The organism is Mycobacterium sp. GA-0227b (assembly GCF_001499855.1).
GTDB lineage: Bacteria > Actinomycetota > Actinomycetes > Mycobacteriales > Mycobacteriaceae > Mycobacterium.
This window is the reverse complement of the sequence record NZ_LQIK01000033.1, coordinates 117,811-129,937: the sequence shown is the minus strand read 5'-3', so window position 1 is coordinate 129,937 and position 12,127 is coordinate 117,811. Positions and strand designations below refer to the sequence as shown.

Below are 12,127 nucleotides of genomic sequence, written 5' to 3'. Positions count from 1 at the left end.
ATGCGTGAGACCGTGATCGTCGAGGCCGTACGCACCCCCGTCGGCAAGCGCAACGGCGGGCTGTCGGACATGCACGCCGCGGACCTGTCCGCGATCGTCCTCAACGCGCTCGTCGAGCGCGCGGGTATCGATCCCGACATCGTCGACGACGTCGTCTGGGGCTGCGTGTCGCAGGTCGGCGACCAGTCGAGCAACATCGGGCGATACTCGGTGCTGGCCGCGGGCTGGCCCGAGTCGATTCCGGGCACCACAGTCAACCGGGCTTGCGGATCGAGTCAGCAAGCGCTGGACTTCGCGGTGCAGGCAGTGATGTCCGGACAGCAGGACGTCGTCGTCGCCGGTGGCGTCGAGGTGATGAGCCGGGTGCCGCTCGGGGCGGCCAGGGCAACCGGCATGCCGTACGGCCCGAGAGTGCTTGACCGGTACAAGGATTTCTCGTTCAACCAGGGCATCTCGGCCGAACTCATCGCCGAGAAGTGGGGCTTCTCGCGGACCCGGCTCGACGAGTACTCCGTGCGCTCGCACGAGTTGGCCGCCGCCGCCCAGGACAGCGGCGCGTTCGAGACGCAGCTCATGCCGGTGTTCACCGAGGGTGAGCCCGTGGTCGCCGACGAAGGGGTGCGGCGGGGAAGCACCGTCGAGAAGCTCGCGGGACTCAAGCCAGCGTTCAAGGACGACGGCGTCATCCATGCGGGGAACTCCTCGCAGATCTCCGACGGCGCCGCGGCGCTGCTGGTGATGGCGGCCGACAACGCGGTGGCGCTGGGGCTGAGCCCGATCGCCCGTTACCGCGCCGGCGCGGTCACCGGCGCTGACCCGGTGCTGATGCTGACCGGCCCGATTCCCGCGACCGAGAAGGTTCTCCACAAGTCCGGCGTGACCCTCGACGAGGTCGGGGTGTTCGAGGTCAACGAGGCGTTCGCACCGGTGCCGCTGGCCTGGCTCGCCGAGACGGGTGCCGATGAGAGCAAACTCAACCCGCTGGGTGGCGCAATCGCGCTCGGGCATCCGCTCGGCGCGTCCGGTGCGGTGCTGATGACCCGAATGCTGAACCACATGCGCGACAACGGCATTCGTTTCGGCCTGCAGACCATGTGCGAGGGCGGCGGAACCGCCAACGCCACTCTGGTCGAACTCATCGCCTGAACTCACTGAAGGGCCGCCGTGCAAAGAGATTTGTTCACCGAGGACCACGAGGCGTTTCGCGAACTCGCCCGCGACTTCGTCGAAAAGGAGGTGGTTCCGCACTATCCCGAGTGGGAGAAGCGCGGAAGGATGCCTCGTGAGGTCTTCAAGCAAATGGGATCACTGGGCATGCTCGGCATGGCCATCCCCGAGGAGTACGGCGGGGCCGGCACCGACGACTACCGCTACAACGTCGTGCTTCAGGAGGAGGCGGCGCGCGCGTTGGTCACCCTGTCGACGGTCCGCACGCAGCTCGAGGTGATCCTGCCCTACTTCTTGCATTACGCGAACGCCGAGCAGCGCACCCGCTGGTTTCCCGGCTTGGCGTCGGGCGAGTTGTTGACCGCTGTCGCGATGACCGAACCGGGTACCGGCTCCGACCTGGCCGGGATGCGGACCACCGCGGTGCGCGACGGTGAGGACTGGATCCTCAACGGCGCCAAGACGTTCATCACCGGCGGCATGCAGGCCGATCTCGTGATCGTGGTGGCACGCACCTCGACCGACCCGGACAACCGGCGCAAGGGGCTCACACTGTTCGTCGTCGAGGACGGGATGCCGGGCTTCACTCGGGGTCGCGAGCTGGAGAAGATGGGCTGCAAGGTCCAGGACACCGCGGAACTGTCCTTCGTAGACGTGCGGGTGCCGGCCGCCAACGTGCTGGGGGAGGAGGGCGAGGCGTTCGGCTACCTCGGCCACAACCTGCCCCAGGAGCGGCTCACCGTCGCGGTGGGATCCGTCGCGCAGGCTCGCTCGGCGATCGCCGCGGCGATCGACTACACCAAGAACCGCAAGGCATTCGGCACGCCGGTGGCGTCGTTCCAGAACACGAAATTCGAACTGGCGGCCTGTTCGACGGAGGTGGAGGCCGCGCAGGCCATGCTGGACCGCGCGGTGGGCCTGCACGTCGATGGGCAGTTGTCCGCCGCTGACGCAGCGCGCGTGAAACTGTTCTGCACCGAGATGCAGCAGCGCGTGGTGGACCGCTGCTTGCAGTTGTTCGGCGGCTACGGCTACATGATGGAGTATCCGATCGCGCGGTTGTACACGGACGCGCGGGTGGCCCGCATCTACGCCGGTACCAGCGAGGTGATGAAGGTGATCATCGCCAAGTCGCTCGGCCTCTGAGTGATTTCGGTGTAGTTGGTTGCGCTTGGCGCGCATTTCTACACCGAAATCGCCGGTGACCTGCGATGTGACGCCGGCCTAAACCTTTTTTCGCTGAGATGCTTGTCACAGCGGCAAAACCTACCTACTGTGTGTTCACTAGGTTGGTTGAACGAAGGGGTCGAGTGTCCGCCACGGAGTCTGTGAGGCCGTACGCCACGCTCCTCGCCAAAGGCGAGGACCGCAGGCAGCGCATCCTTTCGGTGGCCGAACGCCTGCTCGCGCGCAACGGGTGGCGCAGCACGTCGCTGGCGCAGATCGCCAAGGAAGCCGGCGTCACGCCGGCAGGTCTGCTGCACCACTTCGAGTCCAAGGAGCAACTGCTCAACGCGGTGCTCGACGCCCGCGACGCCGACGACGCGATCCATGCCGACTACCGCTCCGGCGACCTGGTCACCGAACTCGGCCGGGTGCCCGAACGCTTCGATCGCGCACCCGAGCTGGTCGGCACGTTCACGGTGCTGCTGGTGGAGAACATCGCGCCCGATGCACCGCTGCACGACCGCTTGGTCAAGCGCTACAGCGATGCGGTGGACATCATCGTCGGGATCATCCAGCGCGGCCAGGAATGCGGCAAGTACCGCACAGATGTCGACGCGGCAGCCAAGGCCGTGGAAATACTCGCGTTCATCTATGGAATGGAGACCCTATGGTTGCTCGACCCCTCAATTCAGTTGGCCGAGGTGTTCAAGGGGTACGCCGAGTCGCTGGGGCGCGAGTTGGCGCCACGGAGCTCGACATGAGGTATCGCCTGGATGTCGTCGCGCCAACCGTGTCCGACGCGGTGAGGTACGCGGGCGGCTGGATCTACGACAGGGTGATGGCCGGATGGGATGTCACGGTCCTGGTCGGCGGCGACGACGACCTCCGCCCGCTGACGATCCTGGGCGCCAGGACGTTGGATCTGGAATCGGTGCTGCAAGCCTGGCAGGACCGGCCGCATCCCCAGACGATCGCGGTGGCCGCCGAGATGTTCGAACGTGATCCGCGCGTGCTCGCCCACGTGCGCACCGCGCTCGACCAGGGCGCCACCGAGGTGACGCTGTGGGGCGAGCGGTTGCCCGCCGAACTCGACAGCAGCGTTGACTCCGTCGAGCATCACTTGAGCGCAGCGGCACGGGCTTTCAAGGCCAAAGCGCTTGCCGCGGCCCAGGATTCGGGCACCGGCGGCGTCCACTCCTGTGAGACGTTCCGCTGCGGGATGATGGTTTCGGTCGCCGCGGACCTGGTGCCCGCCAGCTAGCCCGCTCAGGCGAGGTCGATGACCACCTTGCCGACCGCACGTCCGTCGGCGACGTGACGCAGCGCCTCGACCGTCTGCTCAAGCGGGTAGACCGCGCCGATATGCGGGCGGATGCGGCCGCTGACCAGAAGTTCGCGTAACTCCGATTCGTTGCGGGCGAACTCGTCGGGCGCGACGTCGTGGAACTGAAAGCCCAATACCTGCACGCCCTTCATCAACACCAGGTTCAGCGGGATGCGGGGGATGACGCCGGAAGCGAACCCCACCGTGACGAATCGCCCGCCACGGCGCAGCGACCGCAGCGCGGGTTCGGAAAGCTCACCGCCAACCGGGTCGACGACGGCGTGCGCGCCGTCGGGAAGGGCGTCGCGTAGCGCGTCTCTCAGGGCGTCGGCGCGGTGATTGACGACGTGACGGGCGCCGTAACCCGCAGCCACCGCCAGCTTTTCGGCCGTCGATGCGACGGCGGTGACCGAGGCGCCCAGCGCGACGCCGAGTTGCACGGCGGCCAACCCGACGCCGCCGCCAGCACCGAGCACGATCAACTCGTCGCCGCGCTGGATCCGGGCCATCGAGCGCAGCGTGTGGTACGCGGTGCGATACGCCACGCCGAACGCTGCCGCGGTGCGATCGTCGACACTGTCGGGAGTGTGCGCGAGGCCCGCGGCCGGTACTGCGACCTCCTCGGCGAACGCGCCGCAGAGGACGGCTCCGCTCACCCGGTCGCCGACGGCGAATTTATCGGCATTGTCGCCCAGTTCGACGATCTCACCGGCGAACTCGCTGCCCGGCACGAACGGGGGCGGCACGCTGATCTGGTACTCGTCGCCGATCAGCAACACGTCGGGAAAGTTCACCGCGGCGGCCCGGACGCGCAGCCGGACCCGGCCTGCGCCGACCGCCGGTGACGGCTGATCCTGGATCTGCACCACGTCGGGCGGCCCGTACCGCGGGCAGACCGCGGCCCTCACCGGTAGTCGCTGGATTCGGCGAGATCGGCCGCCGAGCGCATCAACTCGACGATGATCGGCCCGTACGCCAGCAGCTTCTCGTTGTCACCGGCCCGCTGAAAACCCTGCTCCAGCACGATCGCGAGCTTCCACTTGGCCAGCACCAGATAGTAGTCGAGGTCGTCGACCTGGCGTCCGGACACCTTCGCGTAGTACTCGACAACCTCTGTGCGCGAGGGCATTGCGCGCATGTCGACGTAGCTCATCTCCGACTTCGTCGGAGCGGAAGTGTCCTCAGGCCAGCTCTGCACCATCCACCCGAGATCGAGTTTGGGGTCGCCGACGGTGCCCATCTCCCAGTCGACGATCGCGGCGAGTTGTGCCGGTGCGCCATGCCGGTACATGACATTCGCGAACTGGTAGTCGCCGTGCATCAGGCCGGGAATGAAGTCCAGCGGGCGACGCGCGCGCAACCATTCCGTCGCAACATCGAGGCCGTCGATCTCGCGGCCCTTGATGCGCTCGAAGAATGCGGTCCAGCGGTCCACTTGGCGTTCGTGAAAGCCGTCCGGACGGCCGAGATCGTGCAACCCCTTGGCTTTCCAGTCGACTTTGGAGAGCAGGGCGATGCCCTCGGCCAGTTGGTAGGACAGTCCGGCACGCGCCTCGGGGTCGGAGTCGAACGGCTCCGGCCACCGCCGATCCTCGAGCTCCATCGGCGACCAGCCGTCGACGAAACCCATCAGGTAGAACGGCCGGCCCAGCACGTCGGCGTCCGGGCACACCGCGACGGCCGGTGTGTGTGGAACGTCGGTGCCGTCGAGCGCCTCGATGATGCGCCACTCACGCAGAATGCCCTTGTCCCGATCCGGAGGCGCCTCGGGCGGAGGCATTCTCAACACGCAGCGGTGCTCGCCACGGCGCAGCTCGTAAATGACGTTCTGCGTGCCCCCCGACAGGAACCGGGTCTGAAGCGGTTCGCCCTTCCCGGGCAGCGCGGCCTCGTCCATCCAATCGGCCAGGCGGACAACGTCGACGCCGCTCACAGGTTGCCCACCTCGTTCTCGAGGTACTCGGCGAATTTTGCGCGGGCCTGTTCGCGTTTGGCGGGTATCCACTCCGTCGGCCACGTGTCTGCGTTCGGCCGATAGTCGCGCAGCACCTGCTTGGCCACCGTTGCCTTGTGTACCTCGGTCGGCCCGTCGGCCAGTCCCATCACGGCGGCGCCGGTGACCATCCCGAGGAACGGCATCTCATTGCTGACACCGAGCGCGCCGTGCACCTGCATTGCGCGCCAGGCGATGTCGTGCAGCACGGTCGGCATCACGACCTTGACGGCGGCGATGTCCTTACGGACTTTCTTGTAGTCGTTGTACTTGTCGATCTCCCACGCGGTGTAGAGCACCATCAGCCGGAACTGCAGCAGTTGCGCGTACGAGTCGGCGATGTAACCCTGGACGAACTGTTTCTCCGACAGTCGGCTGCCCTGCGTCTCGCGGCTCAACGCGCGCTCGCACATCATGTCCAATGCCTTGCGCGACAGCCCGATCGTTCGCATCGCATGGTGGATCCGGCCGCCGCCGAGGCGGGTCTGAGCGATGACGAACGCTTGGCCTTCGCCGCCGAGTAGCGCCTCGCCGGGCACTCGCACCTTGTCATAGTGGATCAGCGCATGCGAGCCTTCGTCTTCGCGCTCGCCGTGCAGTCCGACATTGCGGACGATGTTGACCCCGGGTGTGTCCGTCGGCACCAGGAACATCGACATGCCCTGATACGCGCTCACCTCGGGGTTGGTCACCACCATGACGATCAGGAACGACGCGGTCCTGGCGTTGGAGGAGAAGAACTTCCAGCCGTTGATCACCCAGTCGTCGCCATCGCGCACCGCGGTGGTCTGGAACAGGGTCGGATCGGCGCCGGCATGCGGCTCGGTCATCGAGTAGCACGAGAAGATCTCGCCCTCGAGCAACGGGCGCAGGTACCGCTCCTTCTGCGCGTCGGTGCCGTAGTGGGCGATGATCTCGGCGTTGCCGGTGTCGGGAGCCTGGCAGCCGAACACGATCGGCGCCCATTGCGAGCGACCGAGAATCTCGTTGAGCAGCGCGAGCTTGAGTTGTCCGTAGCCTTGGCCGCCCAGCTCCGGGCCCAGATGGGTGGCCCACAGCCCGCGGCGGCGGACCTCCTCCTTGAGCGGGTCGATCACTTTGCGGCGGTTGGCGTTCAACGGTACGAACTGCTGATCTGGGAACGCCAGGTCGAGCGGTTCGACCTCCTCGCGGACGAACTCATCGGCCCAGTCGAGCACCTTCTGATACTCGGGATCGGTTTCGAAATCCCACGCCATGGGGTCTCCCTTCGCTTGAGGTGAACGATCGGCGTCAGCGTGCAGCTCTAACGTTGAATCCGGCGACCAGCGCGGCGATGTCCTCGCCCACGACCTCTGCGAACGATCTCTCGCCGAAACTCCCTCCGGCCCAGTGCCGCACGCCCTCGCTGACGTGCATACCGGCCAGCCGGGAGAGGTGGCCGACGTCGACGCGGGCTGCCAGCTTGCCGTCGCGTTGGGCGCGGGCGAACAAGTCGCCGAACATGTCCGCGTCGGCGGTGTCGTCGTCCGCCTCGCCGGCGAGGATCCGGTGCTCGTGCCGATAGCCCTCGAGGATGGTCTCGATGATCAGCTCGCGCGGATTGCGCGCCATCGACCGTTCGAGGCTCCGCAGCGCCTCCCGAATGACGGCCTCGACGTCGTAGTCGCCACGCAGCATTGACCGGATCTTCTGTTGTGCCGCGCGCGTCGACAGCAACCCGACCTCGAAGAGGATGTCCTCCTTGGCCGGGAAGTAGAAGTAGAACAACGCCCTCGACACGCCCGCGGCCCGGCAGATGTCGGCGACCGTCGTCTTGGCGTACCCGTTGGTGCGCCACAGCGCCATGGCCGCCTGCACGAGCGCGCGTTTGGTCTCATGCGACCTGGCGCGTTGATACGACGCCCGGCGTTGACCACCGTTAACGGCTTCGGCCGCGCTGCTCCCCGCCATGACGGCACAGTATCAGGCAGATTGACGCCTGCAAACAGTTGACGCGTGCCTAACTAGTTACCCAACCACTCATCCGGGAGATCGCATCCAGGGCTGTTGCGGCTCGACGACCACAGCCATGGGCGCAATATTGAGCGGTCGACGACGCCGTTGGTCATCGGCGCTATCGAAGGGACTTCAGATGCCGAATTCGCTGCACCATGTCGTCATGCGAAGCCATTCCGCTCAGACGCTCACCGCGTTCCTGACCGACGTGGTCGGAATGACGGTCCAGTTCAAGATGCACGTACCGGGTGAGGTGCTCGAACAGACGCTGGGATGGCCGCCGTCGGACGGGGCCGGCGTGACGATGCTGGGCGGTGGCGACGCCGGCTTACTCGAGGTGCTCGACGTTCCCGAGCACCTACGTGCGCTGGTGCCCGAAGGGCTTGCGGCGTTGTCCTTCATGACCGACGACTTCGGTGACACCCGCGAGAAGGCCAGCGCCTTCGCCAGCGACGTGACCATGCTCGACACCGGCGTGCCGGGCGTCGACCTGTTCTTCTGCACCATGGGCGGGGTGCCCATGGAGTTCATGGGAAGCTATACCCCGAGGCGAATTCAGCAGACAACGACGCGACGAACTCCTGAGTCCGTGTGCGGGATGCGCGGCGCTCCTCGGCATCGTGACCCAGCGGAACGATTCTCGCCGCGAGGTCGGTGACGCCGGCGTCGCGATAGCGGCGCAAGCGGGACGCGATCGTCGCCTCGTCTCCGGCGGCCATGGTGTCGCCGACGTCCTCGGCGTCGCCGTGTTCGAGCAGGCGGACGTAGTTGGGGGAGAAGTCGGCGTGCCCGAGCACCTCGCTGGCGTACGTGCGGGCGTCGTCGACCTCGCCCGCTGAGCACAGCGCTACGGGAACGCCTGCCACCACGCGGATTCCGTTACGCCCGGCGTCCGCAGCGGCCTTGGTGATGCTCGGCACGACGTAGTCGCCGATCGCACGCTCGTCGGCCATCCACAGAATCGTGCCGCCGGTGCGCTCGCCGGCGATACGCAGCATCGTGGGCCCAAGAGCGGCCACCAGCACCGGTACCCCGAACGCATCGCTGACATCGATCGGGCTGTCCACGTGGTACGAATCATTGTCGATGGCCACCGCGCCGGGACCGGCGAAGGCGGCGGCGAGCACGTCGAGGTAGTCGCGCACCAGTCGCGCGGGACGGTCGTAGGGCAGGCCGAGTTGGTCGGTGATGATCCAGTGGTGCGACGGCCCGAGGCCAAGGGTGAAGCGGCCTTCGCACGCGATCTGGGTGGTCAGCGCCTGCTGGGCCATGATGAGCGGATGGCGGGTCTGAATGGGCACCACCGCGGTGCCGATCTCGATGCGGTCGGTGACCTGGCCGAGCAGCGCCACGGCGGTCATCGCGTCGAGGTAGCCGGGCACCTGCGGCATCCAGAACGACGCGAAACCCTGGCTCTCCGCGGTCTTTCCGTCCTCGAGCACGCCGCTCAAGCGGTCGGCGCGCGGACGTTCCTTGTCCGAGCCCACCATCAATCCGAAGCGCATCGCGACCTCCGCTCACGGCACATAGCGGCCCCATTCGTGAGGGACGACGGGATAGAACGGCGCGGCGAAGAGCGGTTCGACGCCGGCGTCGCTCCACCGCTTGTCGAGCACCGGTATCAGTTTTTCCGCGGTGACGACCGGGTCGTCGTCGAGGAAACAGTACGAGATCATCTGGCCCGCCTGCGCACTGGCCAATCGCGCGTCGACGGGCAGCGAGGTCGCCGACCACACCCCGGCGACACCGTCGACGTCAACGAGATCCGTTGGTGCCGAAGCGGCCGATTCCAGCACCAGGTATGCGCCGCGCACCGGCCACCATGGCAGGACGTCGGCACCGACCTTGATGCGCGGCGCAGCGGTCTTCTGCCCGACGTCGTAGACGCCGCGTTCGACCGGCGGCAGCAGCGGCAGTTTGCGCCCCGCGTCACCGAGCGCCTTCGACAGGGCCAGAAACGGTTCCATGCCACCGGGATCGGTGAAGAAGTAGGTCATCACGTGATCGATCTCGTCGTAAGGGTCATGGCTGTACGCCCGCGCCGAGCGGCACTCCGGCGTCGACACCAGCCGCAGCGACGCCCGAACCTGGGCGAGCCGGTGCTGTTCAGGTCGGTGGTCGAGCGTGTGCCAGCGCAGATAGTCGGCGTCGGCTCCGTCGGGATGCCGCCTGGCCATCGACACGAACAACGTGCTGATGTCACCGCGGCCTTCGGCGATGACGTCGGGGACCTCGTCAGACGGTGTGCCGGGTAACTGCATCGGCTGTTCCCTTCAGCTCGAGCCAGGGCGAAGAAGTTCCGGACGTCGTGCCTCGATCATCCGCCGGAAGCCCTCGCGCCAGGGCACTTTCGTCGATCCCAGCACCTCATGCATGTAGGTGACGTCGGGCCACAGCGGGGTGTGCGCGTCGGGGGTGTAGTCGAACCTCGGTTCCACGCCCACCAGTTCGCCCATGTAGGCGCAGTACTCCTCGACGCTGACGGTCTCACTGCCGGCCCAGTTGACCACGATCGGCGGGGTGTCGGCGACCTCCATGGCACGGATGCCGAGTTCGACGTAGTCGTCCTCGTAGATGGGGTTGTAGTTGTTCGGCTTGTCCGGGTACAGCCGAATCGACTTGCCGGCCAACATCATCTCCAGCCGGTCGGCGGGTGCGCCGCCTTCGGGGCCATAGGTGGAGCAGATGCGGATGATGGTCAGCGGTATGCCGTATTGCTTGGCGATCCATGTGCATACCGCCTCTGCGGCGATCTTGGAGAAGCTGTAGTTCGCGCGCAGCGGTACGCCCGGGGGATCGGATTCCCGCAGGGGACGCTGCCCCTGATAGCCGTAGACCGAACCGGTCGAACAGAAGACGAAGCCCCTCGCGGCGCGACAGTGATACAGCAGATCACCGGACTTCTGCGCGTTTGTGTCGACGCATCGTGGCCAGTCGCCCTGGCCCGTGTCGACCGCGGCGTGAAAGACGTAGGTGAAATCGTCGGGCAGCTCGGAGAAATCTCCGGTGCTCATGTCGAGTGCGACCGGAGTGATGCCGGCCGCGGTCAGCTCCTCGCGGTCGCCTGGATTCCTCAGCCGGGCCGCGCCCCACACTTCGTTGCGCTGCGCGAGAGCGCGCGCAATGGGAAACGCGATCTTGCCGGTCGCGCCGGTGATGAGAATCTTCTCCGCGTCGAGCATCCCTTCAGTCATAGCGCACCGGACCGCAAATGTTAAGTACTTGATATCCTCGGTTGCGTGCAGCTCACGTTCGACGCCGACGTCGAGGCCTTCCGCGCGGAGTTCATCGCGTTCCTCGACGAGCACCTGCCCGACGAGGCGGAAGCGGCCGCCGAACGGTCGCGGTCGACGTCGCACGTCCCGGCGTGGGCGCGCCGATGGCAGCAGGTGCAGTTCGACCACGGCTGGCTGCTACCCGGCAACCCGCCGGAGTTCGGCGGTCGTAATGCGGGGATCTTGCAGCAGTTCGTCCATCGCGAGGAACTCTCGCGACGGCGGATCTATCACGCGTTCAACCCGCAGGGCGTTGGGATCATCGCCGCATCGCTGCTGTCGTTCGGCACCGACGAACAGAAGCAGCGGTGGGCGGTGCCGATCCTGCGCGCGGAGATGACCGCCTCGCTGGGAATGAGCGAACCCGGCGCGGGTTCCGACCTGGCGGGTCTGGCCACCCGCGCGACGGTCGACGACGACGGCTTCGTCGTCAACGGCCAGAAGGTGTGGACCTCGGGCGCCCACGACGCCGATGTCATCCTCGCGTTCGTGCGCACCGATCCGGATGCGCCGAAGCACAAGGGAATCAGTGCACTGCTGATACCGACCGACACTCCCGGTGTGACGTGTCGGCCGTTCGCGTCGGTGCACGACCGTGAGAGCTTGGATTTCAACGAGGTGTTCTTCACCGACGTGCGGGTGCCGGCCGAGAACCTGGTCGGCCCGTTGCACGAGGGGTGGCGCGTCGCCAATGGGTCATTGGGTCACGAGCGCACGATGATGTGGATGTCGTTCGCCAACCGGCTGAACCAGCTCCTCGAGGACTTCCGTCCGGTTGGGGCGGTGAACCGCGACCGGTACGCGACCATCGCGATGGACTACCAGGCGCTGAGGTTGCTCGGGTCCAAAGCGCTGGGGCAGGCCGCGCGCGGCGAGCGCGACATTCCCGCCGTTTCGGTGTTGAAGGTGTTGGGTTCAGAGGCCGAGCAGAACGCGATGAGGCATGCGCTCGAGGCGGCGGGTGCCGACGGGCTGACCGATCCCGCGCTGACCGCCCCGGACAACCCCTACGCGCCAGATCTTTTCACCGCGAGCTGGTTCGCCCGTTACGTCAGCACGTACGCGGGCACGATCGCCGGCGGCACGTCGGAGATCCAGCGCAACATCATCGCCCAGCGCGTTCTCGGTCTGCCGGCGCGCTGAGCGGAGCTTCGATTGTGAATCTGACGACGCTCGAGAGGCGATTTGCGTCGCCAGATTCACAATTGATCGTCGGATGACATG

The 12,127-nt window shown here is 66.6% G+C and carries 12 protein-coding genes; 5 read left to right on the top strand and 7 right to left on the bottom strand.

All coding sequences use genetic code 11. The annotated features are described in order from the left end of the window. From AU185_RS22615 to AU185_RS22600, 4 genes are all read left to right on the top strand, one after another. Entirely contained in the window at nt 1-1,146 is a 1,146-nt protein-coding gene (locus AU185_RS22615; RefSeq protein ID WP_059101979.1) for a thiolase family protein, read from the top strand. 18 nt (nt 1,147-1,164) lie between these two features. After that, a complete protein-coding gene (locus AU185_RS22610) occupies nt 1,165-2,313 on the top strand; it encodes an acyl-CoA dehydrogenase family protein (RefSeq protein WP_059101978.1) in 1,149 nt (382 codons plus the stop codon). Nucleotides 2,314-2,477: 164 nt separating this feature from the next. Then, nucleotides 2,478-3,095 carry a TetR/AcrR family transcriptional regulator gene (locus AU185_RS22605; protein WP_059101977.1) on the top strand — a complete coding sequence of 206 codons (618 nt, stop codon included), beginning with the start codon at nt 2,478-2,480 and terminating at the stop codon, nt 3,093-3,095. Continuing rightward, the gene (locus tag AU185_RS22600) at nt 3,092-3,595 is read left to right on the top strand and encodes a hypothetical protein (protein WP_059101976.1); all 504 of its coding nucleotides are present in this window, start codon (nt 3,092-3,094) and stop codon (nt 3,593-3,595) included. Before AU185_RS22605 ends, AU185_RS22600 begins: the two co-directional genes overlap by 4 nt. Nucleotides 3,596-3,600: 5 nt before the next feature. Here AU185_RS22600 and AU185_RS22595 read toward each other — a convergent pair whose 3' ends face one another. From AU185_RS22595 to AU185_RS22560, 7 genes are all read right to left on the bottom strand, one after another. Then, entirely contained in the window at nt 3,601-4,566 is a 966-nt protein-coding gene (locus AU185_RS22595) for an NADPH:quinone oxidoreductase family protein (protein WP_059101975.1), read from the bottom strand. Beyond that, nucleotides 4,563-5,555 carry a phosphotransferase family protein gene (locus AU185_RS22590; RefSeq protein WP_059102106.1) on the bottom strand — a complete coding sequence of 331 codons (993 nt, stop codon included), beginning with the start codon at nt 5,553-5,555 and terminating at the stop codon, nt 4,563-4,565. Before AU185_RS22590 ends, AU185_RS22595 begins: the two co-directional genes overlap by 4 nt. A gap of 32 nt (nt 5,556-5,587) precedes the next feature. Next, nucleotides 5,588-6,889, bottom strand: a complete 1,302-nt coding sequence (locus tag AU185_RS22585; RefSeq protein WP_059101974.1) for an acyl-CoA dehydrogenase family protein — start codon at nt 6,887-6,889, stop codon at nt 5,588-5,590. A 34-nt stretch (nt 6,890-6,923) separates the two neighbouring features. Next, the gene (locus AU185_RS22580) at nt 6,924-7,583 is read right to left on the bottom strand and encodes a TetR/AcrR family transcriptional regulator (RefSeq protein WP_172800178.1); all 660 of its coding nucleotides are present in this window, start codon (nt 7,581-7,583) and stop codon (nt 6,924-6,926) included. A gap of 572 nt (nt 7,584-8,155) precedes the next feature. Further along, nucleotides 8,156-9,133, bottom strand: coding sequence for an LLM class F420-dependent oxidoreductase (locus AU185_RS22570; RefSeq protein ID WP_059101972.1), 978 nt, complete (start codon nt 9,131-9,133; stop codon nt 8,156-8,158). Nucleotides 9,134-9,145: 12 nt separating this feature from the next. Continuing rightward, the gene (locus tag AU185_RS22565; protein ID WP_059101971.1) at nt 9,146-9,889 is read right to left on the bottom strand and encodes a hypothetical protein; all 744 of its coding nucleotides are present in this window, start codon (nt 9,887-9,889) and stop codon (nt 9,146-9,148) included. Nucleotides 9,890-9,901: 12 nt separating this feature from the next. After that, nucleotides 9,902-10,822, bottom strand: a complete 921-nt coding sequence (locus AU185_RS22560; RefSeq protein ID WP_502687999.1) for an NAD-dependent epimerase/dehydratase family protein — start codon at nt 10,820-10,822, stop codon at nt 9,902-9,904. Between the two features lie 45 nt (nt 10,823-10,867). Here AU185_RS22560 and AU185_RS22555 point away from each other — a divergent pair, with 45 nt between their 5' ends. After that, entirely contained in the window at nt 10,868-12,046 is a 1,179-nt protein-coding gene (locus AU185_RS22555) for an acyl-CoA dehydrogenase family protein (RefSeq protein WP_059101969.1), read from the top strand. Nucleotides 12,047-12,127 lie beyond the last annotated feature (81 nt).